The 21,320-nt window shown below is 63.8% G+C and carries 20 protein-coding genes; 11 read left to right on the forward strand and 9 right to left on the reverse strand.

Translation table 11 applies throughout. The features are described 5' to 3' along the window. Positions 1 to 384 precede the first annotated feature (384 nt). The 4 genes from dnaA to gyrB all read left to right on the forward strand — a co-directional run bounded on the left by dnaA (position 385) and on the right by gyrB (position 6,943). Entirely contained in the window at positions 385 to 1,809 is a 1,425-nt protein-coding gene (gene dnaA, locus KF794_15310; protein ID QYK46735.1) for a chromosomal replication initiator protein DnaA, read from the forward strand. 209 nt (positions 1,810 to 2,018) lie between these two features. Further along, entirely contained in the window at positions 2,019 to 3,134 is a 1,116-nt protein-coding gene (locus tag KF794_15315; protein QYK45087.1) for a DNA polymerase III subunit beta, read from the forward strand. A gap of 23 nt (positions 3,135 to 3,157) precedes the next feature. Next, the gene (gene recF, locus KF794_15320; protein ID QYK46736.1) at positions 3,158 to 4,297 is read left to right on the forward strand and encodes a DNA replication/repair protein RecF; all 1,140 of its coding nucleotides are present in this window, start codon (positions 3,158 to 3,160) and stop codon (positions 4,295 to 4,297) included. 222 nt (positions 4,298 to 4,519) lie between these two features. Continuing rightward, positions 4,520 to 6,943, forward strand: coding sequence for a DNA topoisomerase (ATP-hydrolyzing) subunit B (gyrB, locus tag KF794_15325; protein ID QYK45088.1), 2,424 nt, complete (start codon positions 4,520 to 4,522; stop codon positions 6,941 to 6,943). Between the two features lie 111 nt (positions 6,944 to 7,054). On the opposite strand, the gene KF794_15330 is transcribed toward gyrB, so the two are convergent. Next, the gene (locus KF794_15330; GenBank protein QYK45089.1) at positions 7,055 to 7,867 is read right to left on the reverse strand and encodes an MBL fold metallo-hydrolase; all 813 of its coding nucleotides are present in this window, start codon (positions 7,865 to 7,867) and stop codon (positions 7,055 to 7,057) included. 64 nt (positions 7,868 to 7,931) lie between these two features. Here KF794_15330 and KF794_15335 point away from each other — a divergent pair, with 64 nt between their 5' ends. After that, positions 7,932 to 8,735, forward strand: coding sequence for a HesA/MoeB/ThiF family protein (locus tag KF794_15335; protein QYK45090.1), 804 nt, complete (start codon positions 7,932 to 7,934; stop codon positions 8,733 to 8,735). Here KF794_15335 and KF794_15340 read toward each other — a convergent pair. Together KF794_15340 and KF794_15345 are read right to left on the reverse strand one after the other, a co-directional pair. Continuing rightward, a complete protein-coding gene (locus KF794_15340; protein ID QYK45091.1) occupies positions 8,732 to 9,121 on the reverse strand; it encodes a VOC family protein in 390 nt (129 codons plus the stop codon). The genes KF794_15335 and KF794_15340 overlap by 4 nt on opposite strands. An 11-nt stretch (positions 9,122 to 9,132) precedes the next feature. Continuing rightward, positions 9,133 to 10,131, reverse strand: a complete 999-nt coding sequence (locus KF794_15345; protein QYK45092.1) for a D-glycerate dehydrogenase — start codon at positions 10,129 to 10,131, stop codon at positions 9,133 to 9,135. A 180-nt stretch (positions 10,132 to 10,311) separates the two neighbouring features. Between KF794_15345 and KF794_15350 the strand changes: the two genes are divergently transcribed. Beyond that, positions 10,312 to 10,830, forward strand: coding sequence for an aspartyl-trna synthetase (locus tag KF794_15350; protein QYK45093.1), 519 nt, complete (start codon positions 10,312 to 10,314; stop codon positions 10,828 to 10,830). 7 nt (positions 10,831 to 10,837) lie between these two features. Here KF794_15350 and KF794_15355 read toward each other — a convergent pair whose 3' ends face one another. Continuing rightward, on the reverse strand, positions 10,838 to 11,350 hold the full coding sequence (locus KF794_15355; protein QYK46737.1) for a transcriptional repressor: 513 nt from the start codon (positions 11,348 to 11,350) through the stop codon (positions 10,838 to 10,840). Between the two features lie 258 nt (positions 11,351 to 11,608). On the opposite strand from KF794_15355, the gene fabA reads away from it, so the two are divergent. The 4 genes from fabA (at position 11,609) to KF794_15375 (ending at position 14,863) form a co-directional block, all read left to right on the forward strand. Continuing rightward, positions 11,609 to 12,136: a 3-hydroxyacyl-[acyl-carrier-protein] dehydratase FabA gene (gene fabA / locus KF794_15360; GenBank protein ID QYK45094.1), complete on the forward strand. Its 528-nt coding sequence runs from the start codon at positions 11,609 to 11,611 to the stop codon at positions 12,134 to 12,136. 74 nt (positions 12,137 to 12,210) lie between these two features. Further along, on the forward strand, positions 12,211 to 13,428 hold the full coding sequence (fabB, locus tag KF794_15365; GenBank protein ID QYK45095.1) for a beta-ketoacyl-ACP synthase I: 1,218 nt from the start codon (positions 12,211 to 12,213) through the stop codon (positions 13,426 to 13,428). A gap of 42 nt (positions 13,429 to 13,470) precedes the next feature. Beyond that, complete coding sequence (fabI, locus tag KF794_15370; GenBank protein QYK45096.1) at positions 13,471 to 14,295, forward strand: enoyl-ACP reductase FabI; 825 nt, start codon at positions 13,471 to 13,473, stop codon at positions 14,293 to 14,295. A 1-nt stretch (position 14,296) separates the two neighbouring features. Beyond that, complete coding sequence (locus KF794_15375; protein QYK45097.1) at positions 14,297 to 14,863, forward strand: hypothetical protein; 567 nt, start codon at positions 14,297 to 14,299, stop codon at positions 14,861 to 14,863. A gap of 86 nt (positions 14,864 to 14,949) precedes the next feature. Here the strand turns inward: KF794_15375 and KF794_15380 are convergent, their stop codons facing one another. Continuing rightward, positions 14,950 to 16,413 carry a catalase gene (locus KF794_15380; GenBank protein ID QYK45098.1) on the reverse strand — a complete coding sequence of 488 codons (1,464 nt, stop codon included), beginning with the start codon at positions 16,411 to 16,413 and terminating at the stop codon, positions 14,950 to 14,952. A gap of 100 nt (positions 16,414 to 16,513) precedes the next feature. On the opposite strand from KF794_15380, the gene KF794_15385 reads away from it, so the two are divergent. Then, positions 16,514 to 17,419: a hydrogen peroxide-inducible genes activator gene (locus tag KF794_15385; protein ID QYK45099.1), complete on the forward strand. Its 906-nt coding sequence runs from the start codon at positions 16,514 to 16,516 to the stop codon at positions 17,417 to 17,419. A 2-nt stretch (positions 17,420 to 17,421) separates the two neighbouring features. Here KF794_15385 and KF794_15390 read toward each other — a convergent pair whose 3' ends face one another. The 4 genes from KF794_15390 to rpsO form a co-directional block, all read right to left on the reverse strand. Next, positions 17,422 to 18,126 (reverse strand): Crp/Fnr family transcriptional regulator, encoded by a 705-nt coding sequence (locus KF794_15390; GenBank protein QYK45100.1) that lies wholly within the window; start codon positions 18,124 to 18,126, stop codon positions 17,422 to 17,424. 93 nt (positions 18,127 to 18,219) lie between these two features. Then, the gene (locus KF794_15395; protein QYK45101.1) at positions 18,220 to 18,447 is read right to left on the reverse strand and encodes a hypothetical protein; all 228 of its coding nucleotides are present in this window, start codon (positions 18,445 to 18,447) and stop codon (positions 18,220 to 18,222) included. 209 nt (positions 18,448 to 18,656) lie between these two features. Beyond that, the gene (gene pnp, locus KF794_15400) at positions 18,657 to 20,807 is read right to left on the reverse strand and encodes a polyribonucleotide nucleotidyltransferase (protein QYK45102.1); all 2,151 of its coding nucleotides are present in this window, start codon (positions 20,805 to 20,807) and stop codon (positions 18,657 to 18,659) included. A gap of 210 nt (positions 20,808 to 21,017) precedes the next feature. Further along, positions 21,018 to 21,287 (reverse strand): 30S ribosomal protein S15, encoded by a 270-nt coding sequence (rpsO, locus tag KF794_15405; GenBank protein QYK45103.1) that lies wholly within the window; start codon positions 21,285 to 21,287, stop codon positions 21,018 to 21,020. Positions 21,288 to 21,320 lie beyond the last annotated feature (33 nt).

Below are 21,320 nucleotides of genomic sequence, written 5' to 3' on the forward strand. Positions count from 1 at the left end.
GTAAACGAGTAGTCATTTGGAAGCGGCGGCAATCGAGACGGACGGGCGGCGGCAATTTTGACGACAACAATACGGCGCAGCACGGAGCGCCGAACGGGGCGGCGATGAACAACAAGACGAAAAACGGCGGCAGCGAACAATTCAGAGCGCGCAGCGGCGGTATCGCCACCGTCTGTAGCGTGCAAGCGCGCGCGAAACACCGATCCGGGTAACAACCGGGCCGGCGGGCAAGCGCCAGACGACTTCTCATCCTTTCAATGACAACCGATGAAAGTGCGTGCCGGTGCCGCGGATGCGGCGCGGACGCCGCTTCGTCAGCAGATTTCGCCGGGAGCGAAAATGAGCATCGCCAAGAAGAACGTAAAAGAGAGCGAGCTGGAAGCAATGGAAACCGGAAACGACGATTTCGCGGGACGCTGGGAGCGCATCCGGCGCCGTCTTCGCGCCGAAGTGGGCGAGGACGTCTACAACAGCTGGTTCGCGCGCGTGCAGCTGGTGGAAACCGACGGCAGCCATGTCCGCCTTTCGGTGCCGACGCGCTTCCTGAAGTCCTGGCTGGAAGAACACCACAGCGACCGCCTGCGCACGCTCTGGCTCGCGGAGATGCCGGGCTTCGCCAGCCTCGAATTGCAGGTGCGCAGCGCCGTGATGCGCGTGCAGGTCACCAACGAAAAGCCCGACGCGCAGAAACCCGCGGGCGCGGAAGCGGAAGGCTTCGGCCGCAAGCAGGTCGCGCGCAGCGGCGGCCTCTCGCGTGGCGACGGCACTACCGGCTCGCCACTCGATCCGCGCATGACCTTCGACACCTTTCTGGTCGGCAAGCAGAACGGCCTCGCGCACGCCGCCGCGCGCCAGATCACGGACGTATCCACCGGCGCGCAGCCGCGCTTCAATCCGCTCTACATTCATGCCTCGGTGGGTCTCGGCAAAACCCATCTGTTGCAGGCCATCGCATGGGCGTTCGAGGCGAGCGGCCGCCGCGCGGTTTATCTGACCGCCGAGAAGTTCATGTACGGCTTCGTCGCCGCGCTGAAAAACCAGTCGGCGATCGCGTTCAAGGAAGCGCTGCGCGGCATCGACGCGCTCATCATCGACGACCTGCAATTCCTGCAGGGGCGCGCGGTGCAGCAGGAGTTCTGCCACACGCTGAACGCGTTGACCGACGCCGGACGGCAGGTGGTGGTCGCCGCCGACCGTCCGCCGGCGGAACTCGAAAATCTGGAAGATCGCGTGCGCTCGCGCCTCGGCGGCGGTCTCACCGTCGAGATCGGACCGATGGACGAGGAGCTGCGCCTGAAAATCCTCGCCGCGCGCGTTAATTTGCTGCGCGGCGACGAGCAGCGCTTCGACGTGCCGCCGCAAGTGCTCGCTTACGTCGCGAGTCAGGTCACCCAGAGTGGCCGCGATCTGGAAGCCGCGGTGACCCGTCTCCTGCATCACAGCCAGTTCTATAAAAAAGCCGTCACCACAGAACTCGCGGAAGAAGTGATCCGCGATCTGGTGCGCCCGGCCGATCCGCGCCGCATCCGCGTCGAGGACATCCTGAAAGTGGTGTCGAAGCACTATGGCGTGACCCGCGCGGACTTATTGTCCTCGCGCCGCACCGCGAACGTGGTGCGCCCGCGCCAGATCGCGATGTATCTCGCGAAGGTGCTGACCCTGCGCTCGCTTCCCGAAATCGGCCGCCGTTTCGGCGGACGCGACCACACCACGGTCCTGCATGCGGTGCGAAAGATCGAAGGGCTTGTGCAAGGCGACAAAGCGCTGTCCGAGGAGATCGAAGTCCTCAAGCGCATGCTGATGGAGTGAGCTAGGGCCGGGGTTCGCGCCCCGGCACGCCGCCTTCTGCGAGGCCGCCGCGCAAGGCTTATGCGCAAGGCCTATGTGGAAGGCTTGCGCCGCGCGCGGCTTGCCTTCAAGGTATCGCTCCCCGGCGGCGCCGCGCGGCTCAAAAAGCCGCCCGCCGCCGGAACAATCTAGAAAACGAACAATCTAGAAAGCACCCGCCGGATCGTCCCATGAAGGTCACTATCGAACGCGCCGAACTCGCCAGGTCTCTCGCCCACGTGCATCGCGTGGTCGAGCGCCGGAACACGATCCCCATTCTCGCGAACGTGCTGCTGCGGGCGACCAAGGCGAGCGTCGAACTGAAGGCGACCGACCTCGATCTCGAAATCGTCGAGACCGTGCCGGGCGAGGGCAAGCAGACCGGCTCCACCACCGTTCCCGCGCACATGATCCACGACATCGTGCGCAAGCTGCCCGAAGGCGCGCAGGTCGAGTTGCAAAGCTCCGGCGACGGCACGCAGTTGCAGGTGCGCGCGGGCCGCTCCAAGTTCACCTTGCAGGCGCTGCCGGAAACCGAGTTTCCCGATCTCGCCGCCGGCGAGATGAGCCACACCTTCAGCCTGCCTGCCGCCGACCTGAAGCGCCTGATCGACCGCACCCAGTTCGCGATCTCGACCGAAGAGACGCGCTACTACCTCAACGGCATCTATCTGCATGTCGCGGAGTCGGGCGGCGAGAAGCTGCGCGCGGTCGCGACCGACGGCCACCGTCTCGCGCAGGCGGAAGTCGACGCGCCGAAGGGCGCGAAGGGCATGCCCGGCATCATCATCCCGCGCAAAACCGTGATGGAAGTCCATCGCCTCGTCGATGACGCGGGCGAGACTGTGAAGATCGAGCTTTCCGCCACCAAGATCCGCTTCACGCTTGGCCGCGCGGTGCTGACCTCGAAGCTGATCGACGGCACGTTCCCCGACTATGGCCGCGTGATCCCGGCTTCCAACGACAAGACGCTGGTCGTTGATCGCGGCGAGTTCGCGAATGCGGTGGATCGCGTTTCCACCGTGTCGAGCGAGCGCGGCCGCGCGGTGAAGCTCGCGCTCTCCGACGGCAAGCTGATGCTTTCCGTCATCAACCCGGATTCGGGCAGCGCCAACGAGGAACTCGAAGCCGAATACGGTTCGGAGGCGCTCGATATCGGCTTCAACGGCCGCTACCTCCTCGACATCCTCGGCCAGATTTCCGGCGACAAGGCGCGTTTGAAACTCGCCGATCCCGGTTCGCCGACCCTGATCGAGGACGCGGAAACCGCCGGCGCGCTCTACGTGCTGATGCCGATGCGGGTTTGAACCGCGTCCCGCGCGTTGCAGCCGTGCCGCCGCACGCCCGCATTCTTTCGCTGAAAGTCTCGAACTTCCGTTCGTACCGCGCCGCGGCGCTGGATACGGGCGGGGGTTCGGTGCTGCTGCTCGGCGCGAACGGCGCGGGCAAGACCAATCTGCTCGAAGCGATTTCCTTCCTGACGCAGGGACGCGGCCTGCGCCGCGCAACGCTGGAAGATGTTGCCGCCATCGAGGGCGATGGCTCCTGGGCGGTCGCCGCCGAAATCGACGGCGCATTGGGCGAGGCGGCGCTCGGCACCGGCATCGACGTCCCGGTCGAGGGCGCTCCGGTCAGCAGGCGCGCGCGCATCGACCGCGAGCCGGCGACGTCGGTCACGCAGTTCGCCGAACATCTGCGCGTGATCTGGCTGATCCCGGAAATGGACGGTCTGTTTCTCGGTCCCGCGGCCGAGCGGCGGCGCTTCCTCGACCGGCTCGTGCTTGCAATCGACGCCGAGCATGGCGCGCGCGTTTCCGCGCTGGATCGCGCGCTGCGTTCGCGCAACCGCTTGCTGGAATCCCCGAACTTCAATCCGCAGTGGTGCGATGCCGTCGAACACGAAGTGGCGGAACTGGGCGTTGCCGTCGCCGCCGCGCGCAGCGAAACCGTGCGCCGCCTTGCGGCCGAGATTGTGGCGAATGCAAATCCCGCTGCCTTCCCGACTGCGCAGATCGCCCTCGAAGGCGAGATCGAGCGCTCGCTCGCGGTCGAGAGCGCGACCGAAGTCGAGGAGCGCTACCGCGCGCAGCTTCGCGACAACCGCGCGCGCGACCGCGCGGCAGGGCGCACGCTCGATGGTCCGCACCGCTCCGATCTCCTCGTCATGCATGCGGAGAAGGCGATCGACGCTTCGCGTGCATCGACCGGCGAGCGCAAGGCGCTCCTCGTCTGTCTCATTCTCTCGCACGCGCGGCTGGTGACGCAGATGCACGGCTTCGCGCCCGTGGTGCTGCTCGACGACGTGGCGGCCTTCCTCGATGCCGAGCGCCGCGCCGCGCTGTTCGCGGCGTTGCGCGAACTCGGCGCACAGGTGTTCGTGAGCGGCGTGGACGAGGGCGCGTTCGAGACATTCGACGAGACCGCGCGGCGTTTTCGCGTGACGCCGGGGACGATTTCGCGCCTTTCGTAGCGGCCCGGAACGTCAAAAAAATCGCGCCCGGAGGGCGCCGTTTCCGGACTTCGTTACGGGGCCTCGAAGACGCGGCTTTCGTCCTGAATAGACGAATAATATCAATGGACTAGGCCGTCACATTTCCCGCGCCATGGGGTATTTTTTCGGAGCGTTTGGACCCCCATATGAGGTATAATTCACCTCACATTTCGATCCTCGAATCGCGACGGAAATCCATTCATGGCGAAGGCCGCCGGCAGTAAAGCACCCGCCGAATACGGCGCGGATTCCATTCAGGTCCTGAAAGGGCTGGATGCGGTCCGCAAGCGTCCCGGCATGTATATCGGCGACACCGATGACGGCTCCGGCCTGCATCACATGGTCTACGAGGTCGTCGATAACGCGATCGACGAAGCGCTCGCCGGCCACGCGACCGAAGTCACGGTTTCGCTGAATGCCGACGGTTCCTGCACCGTCACCGACAACGGCCGCGGCATCCCGACCGACATCCATAAGGACGAAGGCGTCTCCGCGGCCGAAGTCATCATGACCCAGCTTCATGCGGGCGGAAAATTCAACCAGGACTCCTACAAGGTGTCCGGCGGCCTGCACGGCGTCGGCGTCTCGGTCGTGAACGCGCTGTCCGAATACCTCGACCTCACCATCTGGCGCGGCGGCAAGGAACACGCCATGCGCTTCCGCCACGGCGACGCGGAAGGGCCGCTGAAGGTGGTCGGCGACGCGGGCGGCAAGAAGGGCACGCGCGTCACCTTCCTGCCGAGCAAGGAAACCTTCTCCAAGGTCGAGTTCGATTTCGCGACGCTTGAACATCGCCTGCGCGAACTGGCGTTCCTCAATTCAGGCGTTCGCATCCTCTTGTCCGATTTGCGCGGGCCGGAGCCGAAGGTCGAGGAGATGATGTACGAGGGCGGCGTCGAAGCCTTCGTCAAATACATCGACCGCAACCGCCAGTCACTGATCGCGCAACCCGTCATGATCAAGGGCGAGCGCGAGGGCATCACCGTCGAATGCGCGATCTCGTGGAACGACAGTTACCACGAGGCTGTGCTCTGCTTCACCAACAACATCCCGCAGCGCGACCGCGGCACGCACTTCACCGGTTTCGCCGCCGCGCTGACCCGGCAAGTGATTGGCTACGCCGAAAACTCCGGCATGGCGAAGAAGGAAAAGACCACGCTCTCCGGCGAAGATTGCCGCGAGGGCCTGACCGCCGTGCTGTCCGTGAAGGTGCCGGACCCAAAGTTCTCCTCGCAGACCAAGGACAAGCTGGTTTCGTCCGAAGTGCGTCCCGTGGTCGAGCAGATCGTGAACGACGCGTTGCAGGACTGGCTGGAGAAACGCCCGCAGGAAGCGAAGTCCGTGGTCGGCAAGGTGGTCGAAGCGGCTGCCGCGCGCGAAGCCGCGCGCAAGGCCCGCGAACTCACGCGCCGCAAGGGCGCGCTCGACATGGCCTCGCTCCCCGGCAAACTCGCGGACTGTCAGGAGCGCGATCCGGCGAAATCCGAACTGTTCATCGTCGAGGGCGACTCCGCAGGCGGCTCCGCGAAGCAGGGCCGCGACCGCGGCTTCCAGGCAGTGCTGCCGCTGCGCGGCAAGATCCTCAATGTCGAGCGCGCACGCCTCGACAAGATGCTGACCTCGGAGCAGATCGGCACGCTGATCACCGCGCTCGGCACCGGCATCGGACGCGAGGACTTCGACGTCTCGAAGCTGCGCTACCACAAGATCATCATCATGACCGACGCCGATGTGGACGGCGCGCATATCCGCACGTTGCTGCTCACGTTCTTCTTCCGGCAGATGCCGGAGATCATCGAGAACGGGCACCTCTTCATCGCGCAGCCGCCGCTCTACAAGGTGATGAAGGGCAAGTCCGAGCAATACCTGAAAGACGAGCGCGCGCTCGATGATTACCTGATCGAAGGCGGCCTTTCCGAAGGCGTGCTGAAACTCGCGAACGGACAGGAACGCGCGGGCGCGGACCTCGCTTCCATCGTCGAGCAGGCGCGTACCGCGCGCGCGGTGCTGCGCGGCCTGCATCCGCGCTACGATCGCCGCGTGGTCGAGCAGGTCGCGATTGCAGGCGCGCTGTCGCCGGAAGTGCTGGCGGATGCGAAAAGCGCCAATCAGGCCGCGGCCTATGTCGCGAAGCGGCTCGACTCGCTCTCCGACGAAACCGAGCGCGGCTGGGAAGGCATGTCCGACGAGAACGGTTTTCAATTCACGCGCACGCTGCGCGGCGTTAAGGACGTGGTCAGCGTCGATCAGGCATTCCTGAACTCGCTCGACGCGCGCAAGCTCGACCAGATGGCGGCGCAGTTGCAGGAAATCTACGCCAAGCCCGCGAAGCTCGTGCGCAAGGACGACGAGGTGACGGTGTTCGGCCCGGTGGGCCTGTACGAAGCGGCCGTGAACACCGGCCGCAAGGGCCTTTCGCTCCAGCGCTACAAAGGCCTCGGCGAGATGAACCCGGACCAGCTTTGGGAAACCACGCTCGACACCAACGCGCGTTCGCTGTTGCAGGTGAAGGTGAAAGAGGTCGACGAGGCGGGCGAACTCTTCAACAAGCTGATGGGCGACGAAGTCGAGCCGCGCCGCGATTTCATCCAGAGCAACGCGCTCGCCGCGAACGTGGATATTTGAAGCCTTTATCCTCATCCTGAGGAGCGAGCGCGAAGCGCTCGCGTCTCGAAGGATGAACTGATTTCCTCATGGTTCGAGACGCAGGCTCCGCCCGCTCCTCACCATGAGGAGTTACCGACCCGGCAACACGATCATGGTCCGCTGCTTCGGCAGCGTCTTGCGCGAAACCGTAAGCGTCGGCGTCTCGGCGCGCTTCACTTCGTAGATCGAGCCGGTCTTTTCGAGAAAGCGCGCGAGCGTGGCTTCGCCGAAAACATGCATCGGGATCGCGAGCGGGGCGTCGATCTGTTTCAGCACTTCCACCATGCCTTCGGTGTTCAGCGTGAATGAGCCGTCGACCGGCACCAGCACCACGTCGATCCGGCCGAGCGCATCGAGATGCGCGGGCGCCAGCGTGTGATGCAGGTGTCCCAGATGCGCGATGCATAATCCCGCCACCTCGAACACGAAAATCGAATTGCCGTCCGGGATCGTGCCGCCCGCCCAGTCGCGGATGTTGGTCGGCACGTTGCGCAGCCAGACGTCGCCGATCTCGACTTCGTGCTTCGCGGGCGTATCGCCGCTGCCCCAGCCGTGCAGCACGTGCTTGATGCCGGGGTCGGGGTTCAGCGTGTAATGGGTCGAGTGCGCGCGGTTCATGGTCGCGATGTGCGGGATCGTGTCGGGGCGCACATAGTCGTTGTAGTCGGTGGCGATTTTGATGCCGCCGGGGCTTTCGATCAGGAAGGTCGAATGGCCCACGAAGGTGATGCGCACTTCGCCGGATTGCGCCTGCGCGAGCTGGAAAGACACCGGCTGAAACAGCCGGAGCGGGCTTTGCGACACCAGCCGCGGGCAGCGCTCGGCGTGTTGCGCGCTTGCGGGTCCGGCGCAAACAAGCGCGCTAAGGCAAAACGCGAGGAAGGCGCGCCGTCCTTGCCGCATTTCGTACCCGGCCATGCGGCTATGATAAGCTGAAGCACGCGCCGCGCGCGAGGTGGAATTGAAAATGGCCCTGTCGGCAGAAGAACTCGAACGCTACGCCCGCCACATCGTGTTGCGCGATGTAGGCGGCCCCGGCCAGGCGAAGCTGAAGGCTGCGCGCGTGCTGGTCATCGGCGCGGGCGGCATCGGCTCGCCGGCGCTAATTTATCTCGCGGCCGCCGGCGTCGGCACGCTCGGCATTGTCGACGACGACAAGGTTTCGCTCTCGAACCTGCAACGGCAGGTGATCCACGCCATGTCGCATCTCGGCCGTCCGAAGACCGAGAGCGCGGCAAGCGCGATTGCGCGCCTCAACCCGAACGTCGCGGTCGAGGTGCATCCGGTTCGTCTCGACGATGGCAACGCTTCGCGCATCGTGAAGAGCTACGACATCGTGCTCGACGGCTCCGACAATTTCACGACGCGCTATCTCGTCTCCGATACCTGCTATCGCACCGGCAAGGTGCTGGTGACGGCCTCGCTCGGCACCTTCGATGCCGCGATCACCACCATCCGCGCGCATGAGAAGAACAGTAACGGCGAACCGAACCCGACCTACCGTTGCCTGTTTCCCGAACCGCCGCCGCCGGGAACGGTTCCCGCCTGCGAGGAAGCGGGAATCCTCGGCGCGATGGCGGGCATCGCCGGAACGATTGCCGCGCTCGAAGTCATCCGCGCCATCGTCGGCTTCGGCGAAAGCCTCGTCGGAAAACTACTGATGATCGACGCGCGTACCATGCGCTTCGAGACGTTGCGCTATGGCTGGTCGCCGGAGAATCCGCTCTCCGGCAGCGCGCCTGTGGAGAAAAAATCCCGCCTGCCGGCTTAACCTTCGGCGCGGTGGCAAACCGCTTCGAGCCGGTTGCCGTCGGGGTCGATCAGGAACGCCGCGAAATAGTGTTCGTGATAGTCGCGCAGCCCCGGCGCGCCGTCGTCCGTTCCTCCGTTGGCCAGACCGTCGCGGTGAAACGCGATCACGGCTGCGCGCGACGGCGCGCGAAACGCCCAGTGGCGGCGTGACTCGCTGCGCTTCGGCAAGCCGCCGCGGATGGAAATGTAGCAGCGCTCGGGATGATCGGCAGAGGAGCGCTCGCCGTAGCCGATGCGCTCCGAGTCGCGCACGACCTTCGGATAGCCGAGGGCGCGCATGATTGCGTCGTAGAATTTCTCGGCGCGCGTTATATCGCCGACGATCAGGGAAACGTGGTCGATCACGGCGGATCGGCCTAGAGCATCGACGGCAGCACGCGGTCCGGCGGACGGTGGCCGTCCATGAAGGTCTTGATGTTGACGATGACCTTGTCGCCCATGTCCACGCGGCCTTCGATGGTGGAAGACGCCATGTGCGGGAGCAGGATGACTTTATTGTTGCGCGCGAGTTTCAGGAGTTTCGGATTGACTGCCGGCTCCTGCTCGAACACGTCGAGACCCGCGCCCGCGAGTTCGCCTGCTTCGATCATGCGCGCCAGCGCGCCTTCGTCGATGATGTGGCCGCGCGCGGTGTTCACGATATAGGCGTCGGGTTTCATCAGTTTCAGCCGCCGCGCCGAGAGCAGATGATAGGTAGCTGGCGTGTGCGGGCAGTTCACCGACACGATGTTCATGCGCGCCAGCATCTGGTCGAGGCTGTCCCAGTAGGTCGCTTCGAGTTCTTCCTCGAGATCGGCCGCGACCTTGCGGCGGTTGTGGTAGTGGATTTGCAGGCCGAATGCCTTGGCGCGTTTCGCGACCTCCGAGCCGATCCGTCCCATACCGATGATGCCGAGCCGCTTGCCCTGCATGCGATGGCCGAGCATCCAGGTCGGCGACCATCCGGCCCATTCCGTATCGGAAGTCAGCAGCGTGCCGCCTTCGACGATGCGCCGCGGCACCGCGAGGATCAGCGCCATCGTGAGGTCGGCGACGTCTTCGGTGAGCACGCCCGGCGTATTCGTGACCGTGATGCCGCGCGCCAGTGCGGTTGCGACGTCGATGTGATCGACGCCGTTGCCGAAATTCGCGATCAGCTTCAGGTTTTCGCCTGCGCGCGAAAGCACGCCGGCATCGATGCGGTCGGTAATCGTCGGCACCAGTACGTCCGCCATGCGAGCCGCTTCCGCGAGTTCGGCCTGGCTCATCGGTCGGTCTTCAACGTTGAGACGTGCGTCGAACAGTTCGCGCATCCGCGTTTCGACGATGTCGGGCAGTCGTCTGGTCACGACGACGAGCGGCTTTTTCTTTGGCATCGCTCCGTTCCCGTCTTTCGCGTCGGATAGCGGATAATCGTGAAGCCGGACCTGCCCGGCGGGTGGGGGATTTTTCTAGCAGAGGGGTTTTGAAACGCAAACAGCCGCCCGGACACCCATTGACAGCGCGTCCCGTGACGGTTTGTTTGCGGCCAGGGGGAAGAACGAGACGGAACGATAATGAAGCGCCGCCGCCTGTTGCTCCTCCTGTTTGCGCTGATCGCGAGCGGTTTTCCGGTTCCCGGCCCAGCCGCGGCGCAAGGTACCGGACAGTATAGCGGTCTTCCGCTTCCGCGATTTGCCAGCCTGCGCAGCGACCGCACCCATGTCCGCGTCGGTCCCACGCAGAAGCACGACATCAAATGGACATTTGCCCGCGCCGGTCTGCCGGTCGAGATCGTGGCCGAGTTCGAGACCTGGCGGCGGATCCGCGACTCGGAAGGCGCGGAAGGCTGGGTGCATCAGGCCTTGTTAGCGGGACGGCGCACCGCGCTGATCGCGCCCGCGTCGAAGGAAGCGACACTTCCCATTTATGACCGCGCGCGCGGCGAGCGTGTCATGGCGCAGTTGCAGCCCGGCGTGCTCGCGAACGTGCGTCAATGCCGCGAAGGCTGGTGCCGCATCAGCGGCGAGCGCTTCGACGGATACATCGAGCAGACACGCCTGTGGGGCGTCTACCCGGACGAAACGATCGAGTGAGCGGGGATCAGCCCTGCGTCTTGCGGCGCAGGCGCACGACCACATCGACGCGCGCGACTTCGTAGCCTTCCGGCGGCGTCGGCATGCGATCGACCATCACTTCCGGACCCGGAATGTCGAGGAGCTGATTCTGCCCTTCGACGAAGAAGTGGTGGTGGTCGGAAGCATTGGTGTCGAAATAGGTCTTCGAACCGTCGACCGCGACTTCGCGCAGCAATCCGGCTTCGGTGAACTGGTGCAGCGTATTGTAGACGGTCGCGAGCGAGACCGGGAAACGCGCGCGCAGCGCTTCCTCGTGCAGCGTTTCCGCCGTCATGTGCCGGTCGCCCTTGGCGAACAGCAGCCAGCCGAGCGCAAGGCGCTGACGGGTCGGGCGCAGGCCGACATCGCGCAGCATCGCGCGTACGTCATGGAACGGGCAGCCCGTGCGGCGTCCCGCAGCCGGTGCGACGCGCAGGCGATCAACCGGCAATTCCAGATCGTCTTCTTCGAACACCGGTCGGGTCCGCGTTTCGTTCATATGTTCAGCCATTGCAGCAGCCAGTACGCTTGTGAAAACGAATTGCAACCATGCTGGCTTGGACAGGGCCTTTGGCTCCCGTCTTGGCGGCTGGTTGGCTCCTATAATATGTCGCAGCCTTCCGTCGCGCAACAAATCTCGGAAAAGCAAGTCTTTTCAATGGCATGGAGCCGGGTCCGGCCGGTATCGCCTTCCAGATGTGAAAACCATGTGTTAGGGGAAGCTCCCCGAACCACAGCACAGGCGAATCCCAGCGACATGGCCGAGAAGCGCGCAAGTTTCGAATACGAAGACCTGCTGGCCTGCGGGCGCGGCGAAATGTTCGGTGCCGGTAACGCCCAGCTACCGCTGCCGCCGATGCTGATGTTCGATCGCATCACCGAGATTTCCGAAACCGGCGGCGAGAACGGCAAGGGCTTTATCCGCGCCGAACTCGACGTGAAGCCGGACCTCTGGTTCTTCTCCTGCCACTTCAAGGGCGACCCGGTAATGCCGGGCTGCCTCGGCCTCGATGGCCTGTGGCAACTGGTGGGTTTCTTTTTGGGCTGGGTCGGCGCGGAAGGCCGCGGCCGCGCGCTTGGTGTAGGCGAAGTGAAGCTCACCGGTCAGATTCTCCCGACCATGAAGAAGCTCGTTTACGGCGTCGAATTCCGCCGCGTGATGCGCTCGAAGCTGGTACTCGGCATTGCCGACGGCTGGCTCAAGGCCGACGGTCAGCTCGTCTATCAGGTCAGCGATTTGAAGGTCGGTTTGTTCAAGGACGGCGCTGCTCCGGCGGCGGCGTAAGCGGCGCGATTTAAAACGAGCCTGAAACGGCGCGCCCGGTTCAACGGGCAGCGAAACTATCGAAGGGAAGCGAAATGCGGCGGGTTGTCGTTACCGGAATGGGTATCGTTTCTTCCATCGGCAACAACACGCAGGAAGTGTTGGCCTCGCTCCGCGAAGCGAAAAGCGGCATCACTTTCTCCGAAGATCAGGCCAAGCTCGGCTTCCGCAGCCAGGTCGCCGGTGCGCCGACACTGGATGCCGCCGCGATTGTCGATCGCCGCGCTATGCGTTTCCACGGCGGTGGTACCGCATGGAATCACGTCGCGATGGATCAGGCGATCCGCGACGCGGGTCTCGAAGAAAAAGAAATCTCCAATCCGAAGGCCGGCATTATCATGGGTTCCGGCGGCCCCTCGACGAAGACCATCGTCGAGTCCGCGATCACCGCGAAAGAAAAAGGCCCGAAGCGCGTCGGCCCCTTCGCCGTGCCGAAGGCCATGTCCTCGACTGCGTCGGCGACGCTCGCGACCTGGTTCAAGATCAAGGGCTTCAACTATTCGATCTCGTCCGCCTGCGCGACCTCGAACCACTGCATCGGCAACGCCTACGAGCTGATCCAGAACGGCAAGCAGGATCTGATTTTCGCCGGCGGCTGCGAGGAACTCGACTGGACGCTTTCGGTTCTCTTCGACGCCATGGGCGCGATGTCTTCCGGCTATAACGACAAGCCGTCGCGCGCATCGCGCGCCTACGACAAGAACCGCGACGGCTTCGTCATCGCGGGCGGCGCCGGGGTGCTGGTGCTTGAGGAATACGAAAAGGCGAAAGCGCGTGGCGCGAGGATTTACGGCGAGATCGCGGGCTACGGCGCAACCTCGGACGGTCACGATATGGTCGCGCCGTCCGGCGAAGGCGCAATGCGTTGCATGCGCATGGCGCTGGAAGGCGTGAAGCCGCCGGTCGATTACATCAATCCGCACGCGACCTCGACGCCGATCGGCGACGAGAAGGAAATCGAGGCGATCCGCGAAGTGTTCGGCAGCAAGATCCCGCCGATCTCCGCCACCAAGTCGCTGACCGGCCATTCGCTGGGGGCGACCGGCGTGCAGGAATCGATCTATTCGCTGCTCATGATGAACAACGGTTTCATCTGCGAGAGCGCGCATATCGACGAGATCGACCCGCTGTTCGCGGACATCCCCATCGTGCGCCAGCGTCAGGACAACGTGAAGCTCGGCTGCGTGCTGTCCAATTCGTTCGGCTTCGGCGGCACCAACGCCACGCTCGTGTTCAAGCACGTTGACGCCTGACGCCGGCAATTCGTTTTAATCTGTAAAAAGATCGAGGTTCGTATGCAGGGATTGATGGCGGGAAAGCGCGGCCTGATCATGGGCGTTGCGAACGACCACTCCATCGCTTGGGGCATTGCGCAGGCGCTAAGCCGGCATGGTGCCGAGATTGCCTTTACGTATCAGGGCGAAGTGCTTGAGCGCCGCGTGCGGCCTCTTGCGGAATCGCTGGGTTCGAAGATCGTGCTGCCTTGCGACGTCGAGGATATTTCCACGGTCGATGCGGTGTTCGCCGAACTGAAGAAGCAATGGGGCACCCTTGATTTCTATGTTCACGCCATCGGCTTCTCCGACAAGAACGAGTTGAAGGGCCGCTTCGCCGACACCTCGCGCGAAAACTTCCAGCGCACCATGGTGATTTCGGCGTTCTCCTTCGCGGAGAGCGCGAAGCGCGCGGCTGAACTGATGCCGAACGGCGGCGCGATGCTGACGCTGACCTATAACGGCGGCGACCGCGCCATGCCGAATTACAACGTCATGGGTCTGGCCAAAGCGGCGCTGGAAGCGAGCGTGCGCTATCTCGCGGTCGATTTCGGCCACCAGAAAATCCGCGTCAACGCGATCTCGGCCGGTCCGATCCGCACGCTCGCGGGTGCCGGCATCGGCGATGCGCGCGCGATGTTCGCGTTCCAGCAGCGCCATTCGCCGCTGGGCCGCGGCGTGACGCTGGAAGAACTCGGCGGCGCGGGGCTTTACCTGTTGTCCGACCTCGCGGGCGGCGTCACCGGCGAAATCCACTTCGTCGATTCCGGCTACAACGTGATTGCGATGCCGAACCCGGAAGTGCTGCGCGAAGAAGCGAAGAACGGTGCGAAAGACGCCGGCTAAGATGAAACGCGCGTTTGTTGCAGCGCTCGCTTTCGCCGCCCTGGCGGCCGCGTCCGTTTCCGCGCCCGCGCAGGAAGTGGTGAATGTTTATGGCTTCCGCTTCGAGGACAGCCTTGGCACGCTGAAGCGCATCAACGTCACCGATTTCGAGAAGACCCGGCCCGGCTTCGGTTACGGCATCCGTTATGCGGCGGCTGGACACCGCGCGGATATTTTCGTCTACGACCGCGGCCGCAAGGAAATCTCCGCCGATATTCGCTCCGAGGAACAGCGCCAGGAGTTCACTATTGTGGGACGCGAAATCCAGCTTGCGCGCCAGAGCGGGATTTATTCGGAAGTGAAGGAAGGCGAACGCTTCGAATATCCGGCGGCGAAGGACCCGTTCTTTTCCTGCCAGCGCTTTACGATCACGCGCAAGGACGGCGGACAGGAGGACAGCGTGCTCTGCCTCGGCGCGCGCAACAGCAAGTTCGTCAAGATCAGGATTGCCTTCTCGCCGCCATCCGCTTCCTCCGTTGCCGTCGCCGAAGGATTGCTGATGCAGATCGCGCGCATGACAAACTTCTGAACGCGCAGGGCGCGGTGTTGCGGAATGAAAAAGGGCGGCCCGGTGAGGCCGCCCTTCTTGTTATGTGAAGCAGGCGAATGCCGGAATTATTCGGCGGCAATCGCGGCGTCGATCTCTACGCCGACTGCGGCCGCAACGCCTTTCCCGTATTCGGGATCGGCCTTGTAGAAGTGTACAAGTTGGCGCTTGATGATCTCGACCGGCACGCCGTCCATCGCAGCCTTGATGTTCGAGAACAACTGCTGCTTCTGGTCCGCCGTCATCAGGCGGAACAGGTCGCCCGGCTGGCGGTAGTCGTCATTGCCGTCGCGATGATTGTAGCGGTCCGCGTCGCCGGAGATTTTCAGCGGCGGTTCGCGATACTGCTCCGCCTGCGCCGGGCCGCCGACCGTGTTCGGCTCGTAATAGGCGTTCGGGTTCGAATGGCCCGCAAGCCGCATCGAACCGTCCGCGTGATAGGTGTACACCGGGCAGCGCGGCTTGTTCACCGGCAACTGGTGGTGATTGACGCCGACGCGATAGCGGTGCGCGTCCGCGTAAGAGAAGATGCGCGCCTGCAACATCTTGTCCGGCGAATGGCCGATGCCGGGCACGATGTTCGACGGTGCGAGCGCGGCCTGCTCCACTTCCGCGAAATAGTTTTCCGGGTTGCGGTTCAGTTCCAGCACGCCGACTTCGATCAGCGGGTAGTCCGCGTGCGGCCAGACTTTGGTGAGGTCGAACGGATTGTACCAGTGTTTGCCGGCTTCCTCTTCCGGCATCACCTGCACGTAGAACCTCCAGCGCGGAAATTCCTTGCGCTCGATCGCTTCATAAAGGTCGCGCTGGTGCGTCTCGCGGTCGTTCGCGATCTGCACGCCACCTTCGGCATTGGTCCAGTTCTTGATGCCCTGCTCGGTCTTGAAGTGGAACTTGACCCAGAAGCGCTCGTTCTTCGCGTTGATGAACGAATAGGTATGCGAGCCGAAGCCGTCGATGTGGCGGTAGGTCTGCGGCAGGCCGCGATCAGACATCAGGATCGTCACCTGATGCAGGCTTTCCGGCGAGAGCGACCAGAAGTCCCACATCGCAGTCGCGGAGCGCATGTTGGTGCGTGGGTGGCGCTTTTGCGTATGGATGAAATCCGGAAACTTCAGCGGGTCGCGCAGGAAAAAGACCGGCGTGTTGTTGCCGACGATGTCCCAGTTGCCTTCGTCCGTGTAGAAGCGCAGCGCAAAGCCGCGCACGTCGCGCTCGGCGTCAGCCGCGCCGCGTTCGCCCGCGACCGTCGAGAAGCGCAGGAACGCTTCGGTCTTCTTGCCGGGCTGCAGCGCACTCGCCTTGGTAAAGCGCGAAATGTCCTTGGTGATGGTGAGCGTTCCGTACGCGCCGGAGCCTTTGGCGTGCACGGTGCGTTCCGGGATACGCTCGCGGTTCTGGTGCGCGAGCTTTTCGAGCAGGTGGAAATCCTGCATGAGCAGCGGGCCGCGCGGGCCTGCGCTCAGTGAATTCTGGTTGTCGGCGACGGGCGCGCCGCCCGCGGTGGTCATGACGACGGGTTTATCGGCCATGATCGTTCCTCCTCTTCTTTAGAAGAGATCAAAATGGCCTGCAAAGCAGATAAGGTCTAATCGTATTGATTAGAGCATTCGATAAGAATATCTTATCGAGATGAACCCGGCCACGCTCTCGCTCCGCCAGCTTCGCTACTTTGAGGCCGCCGCACGCCTCGGCCATTTCGGCCGTGCGGCGGAGGAATGCGCGGTGACGCAGCCCGCGCTCTCCATGCAGATCAGGGAACTGGAGGCGGCGCTGGGTGCCGCGCTGTTCGAGCGCCGTCCGGGCGAGACGGTGCTGACGCCGCTGGGACGCGAGATCGCGGAAGGGGCGTCGAAGATCCTGCTGGCGGCGAACGATCTCGCGGCGCTCGCGAAACATCGCGGCAAGGTTCTCTCCGGCCCGCTCTCGCTCGGCATCATCCCGACGCTCGCGCCTTATATCCTGCCGCAGCTTCTCAAATATCTCTCGAAACAATATCCCGCACTGAAGCTGGAGCTGCGCGAGGCACAGACCAAGGCGATGCTCGCCGAACTTTCGCGCGGCGAACTCGACCTCGTGATGGCCGCGATCCCGAACGACAACTTCGATCTTGAGGAAAGCCATCTGTTCGACGACCGCTTTCTGTTCGCGGCAGGCGCCGACGACGCGAAGCGCGCGCGCATCGACCCGGAAACCCTCGACCCGGCGAAGCTGATTCTCCTCGAGGAAGGCCATTGCCTGCGCGACCAGGCGCTCTCGTTCTGCGCGCCGGAACGCGGCGTGACGAAAACGGGCCTCGGCGCAACCTCGCTCTCCACCGTGATGCAGATGGTCGCGAACGGCTACGGCGCGACCTTCATTCCGGAAATCGCGGTGGAAGCCGAAACGCGCGGAAGAAAACTTTCGCTCCAGCGCTTCACCGCGCCGGAGCCGTCGCGGAAAATCGGGCTGGTGTGGCGCAAAACCTCGCCGCGCAAGCGTGACTTCGAGGCCTTCGGCATGGCGGTGAAAGAAGCGCTGAAGCCGCGCAGGAAATAACCCTAGCGTTCGGCGGCTTGGTGCAGCGCGTTGCCTGCCTCGATGCAGTAATAGCCGGCGTGGCGCGAAAGCGTCTTGTCGCGCAGCCATCCATTCAGGATACGGCTCACGTTCTCGCGCGCGATCCCCGCCATCGCCGCGACATCGCTCTGGCTGATTTTCTGGCGGATGAGGATGCGTCCGCCGCCGATATTCTCGCCGAAGGTTTCCGCCAGTTCGAGCAAGGCCTGTGCGGTGCGGCCCTTGAGCGAGAGGAAGCTCCACGCCGCGGCGGTGTCGTTCATGTCGCGCACGCGCTTCGCAAGCAGCCATGCGATCTGCCGGTAGAGTTCCGGGTTGGCGTCGGCGAATTCGAGGAAGGCCGCACGGCTGATGAAGGAAAGTTCGGCGTCACGCACGGCGTAGACGGCAGTCGAGCGCGGCGCGCCGTCGATCATCGAGAGTTCGCCGACCACCGCGCCGCTGCCGAGAATGTCGAGGATGCGCTCGTCCCCCTCGCTGGAAAGAATGCTGAGCTTCAAAAGCCCGCTCTCGATGCGGTAGCAGCCGTTGCCGTCGTCGCCGGCGCTGAACAGGAGTTCGTCCTCGGCAAGTTTGACGCGCGTAGCCCTCGCGAACAGGTCGCCGGACAGCGTGCCGGGCAGGGAGGCCAGCAACGTCCCGCGGGTCTTCTCGAATCTTCCGCCGCCATGCATGGCGCGGAGCATAACGCAGCACCCCGCGCAAACGAAAGAACCGCCCGGCTTTCGCCGGGCGGCCAAGTTGGGGAGGCTTCACGATGAAGAGAGGTAGGCGCGGAATTAGAAGCAGATGTAGGACTTGCCGTACTTCGTCCACTTCACGTAGCAGTTGCCGTAGCCGTAGTAGCTGTAAACATACGGGTTGTAGTGCTTGTAGAAGTAGAAGTGCTTATGGTGGTGATGATGCTTGTGCTTCGCTTCCGCCGGGCTGGTGCCGATGGTGAGGCCGGCAACGCCGATCGCGGCGAACGCGGCAACGGCAGCGATGAATTTCTTGGTGCGGGTCATTTCTTTTTCCTTCCTTCGTTGAGGCGCTGGCCGCCTCGTCATGGGAGGAAGGTAGGGGCAACCCGCGCGGCGCGGTGTGACGGGCGTCACATCCAGGCCTCACAAGCCATCACGCCTGCGTGAATGAACGCCTGTTCAAGATACTGAAATACAAAGAAAAAGGGCGACCCTCGCGGATCGCCCTTCGTGATTGCAGCGTGTTCTGGCGCTTATTCGGCGGCAGGCTCGGCCTGCTGCGGCTTCGCCTTGTGCTCGATGTCCTCGCCGGTCTGCTGGTCCACCGCCTTCATCGAGAGGCGGACCTTGCCGCGCTCGTCGACGCCGAGCAGCTTCACCTTGACCATGTCACCTTCCTTCACGACGTCGGACGGCTTGTTCACGCGCGTCGCCGCCATCTGGCTGACATGCACGAGACCGTCCTTCGCGCCGAAGAAGTTCACGAACGCGCCGAAGTCCACGACCTTCACGACCTTGCCGTCGTAGATGGTGCCGACTTCCGGCTCGGACGTGAGCGACTTGATCCACTTGATCGCGGCTTCGATCGACTCGCCCTTGGCGGAGGCGACCTTCACGGTGCCGTCGTCCTCGACGTTGATCTTGGCGCCGGTCTTTTCGACGATCTCGCGGATCACCTTGCCGCCGGTGCCGATCACGTCGCGGATCTTGTCGGTCGGGATCTTGATGACCTCGATGCGCGGCGCGTGTTCGCCGAGCTGCGGGCGGGCCGCGGTCAGTGACTTCGACATCTCGCCGAGGATATGCAGACGGCCGTCCTTCGCCTGGCGCAGCGCGACCTGCATGATCTCTTCGGTGATGCCCGCGATCTTGATGTCCATCTGCAGCGCGGTCACGCCGTTCTCGGTGCCGGCGACCTTGAAGTCCATGTCGCCGAGGTGATCTTCGTCACCGAGGATGTCGGAGAGCACCGCGTACTTTTTGCCTTCCAAGATGAGGCCCATCGCGATGCCAGCGACCGGCGCGCGCAGCGGCACGCCCGCGTCCATCAGGCAGAGCGAAGTGCCGCAAACGGTCGCCATCGAGGACGAGCCGTTCGATTCGAGAATCTCCGACACGACGCGGATCGTGTACGGGAATTCGTCCTTCGGCGGCAGGATCGGATGCACTGCGCGCCAGGCAAGCTTGCCGTGGCCGACTTCGCGGCGGCCGGGCGAACCCATGCGGCCTGCTTCGCCGACCGAGAACGGCGGGAAGTTGTAGTGCAGCAGGAAGTTTTCCTTGTAGGTGCCGGGCAGCGCGTCGATCCACTGCTCGTCTTCGCCGGTGCCCAGCGTCGCGATGCAGAGCGCCTGCGTTTCGCCGCGCGTGAACAGCGCGGAGCCGTGGGTGCGCGGCAGAACGCCGACCAGCGCCTCGATCGGGCGGACGGTCTTCACGTCGCGGCCGTCGATGCGGATACCGGTGTCGAGGATCGAGTTACGGACGATGTCGGCTTCAAGCTCTTTGAGCACTTCGCCGACCAGCGACGGAGACGGCGCATCCGGATTGGTGCCGTCGCCGAGGATCGCTTCCTTCGCCTTCTTCTTCGCGGCGCCGACCGCGTTGTAGCGGTCCTGCTTGACCTTGTTGCCGTAGGCGGCGCGGAGGTCGGCCTCGGCGAGCGACTTCAGCTTTGCCTTGAGCGCCGAGTTATCCGGCACGTTCAGTTCGCGCGGCTCCTTCGCGGCCTTTTCGGCGAGGCGAATGATCGCGTCGATCACCGGCTGGAAGTGCTTGTGACCGAACATGACCGAGCCGAGCATGATTTCCTCGGAAAGCTCCTTCGCTTCCGATTCCACCATCAGCACGGCGTCCTTGGTGCCCGCTACGACGAGGTCGAGCTGGCTGTCCTTCATCTCTTCGAGCGTCGGGTTCAGCACGTATTCGCCGTTGACGAACGCGACGCGCGCGCCGCCGATCGGTCCCATGAAGGGCGCGCCGGAGATCGTGAGCGCGGCCGAAGACGCGACCATCGCGAGGATGTCCGGATCGTTCTCCAGGTCGTGCGACAGCACGTGGATCACGACCTGCGTTTCGCAACGCCAGCCGTCCGCGAACAGCGGGCGGATCGGGCGGTCGATCAGGCGTGAGATCAGCGTTTCGCGCTCGGTCGGACGGCCTTCGCGCTTGAAATAGCCGCCCGGAATCCGGCCGGCGGCGTAGAACTTTTCGATGAAGTGAACCGAGAGCGGCAGGAAGTCGATACCGGCTTTCGGTTCTTTCGCCGCGACCACGGTCGCAAGCAGGGTGGTGTCGCCGTAGGTGGCGAGGACCGCGCCGTCAGCCTGGCGCGCCATGTGACCGGTTTCGAGGACGAGCTTGCGTCCACCCCAGTCGAGTTCTTCACGATGTATTTCGAACATTTCTCTTTCCCATCATCGGACGAGGAGCGGGAAAGCCATGGGCAAGATAACGAGGCGCTCTCCCGCGCTTACGCGCGAAAGTGAAAAAGAGCGTCTGGCAATCCTGCCATGACTTGCCTGTTCCGTCGGTTTTTGCGGCGGCGAATTCCGCCGCTCCATACGCGGCCATCCGCGCGGGACCATTCCCGCGCGCGGCCGTACTCACCAGCCTTAACGGCGGATGTTGAGCTTTTCGATGAGCGCCTTGTAACGCGCTTCATCTTTCTTCTTCAGGAAGTCGAGGAGCGAACGGCGGTGCGAGACCAGCTTCAGGAGACCGCGGCGCGAGTGATTGTCCTTCACGTGGGTCTTGAAGTGCTCGGTCAGGTTCGAGATGCGCTCGGAGAGGATCGCAACCTGCACTTCCGGCGAACCGGTGTCGTTCTTCTTGACGGCATTGTCCTTGATGAGCGCTTGCTTGCGCTCGGCAGTAATCGACATCGGGTGCTCCTGTTGTTGGAGTTGGAAAAGCGG

The sequence above is a fragment of the Xanthobacteraceae bacterium genome (assembly GCA_019454205.1).
Classification (GTDB): domain Bacteria; phylum Pseudomonadota; class Alphaproteobacteria; order Rhizobiales; family Xanthobacteraceae.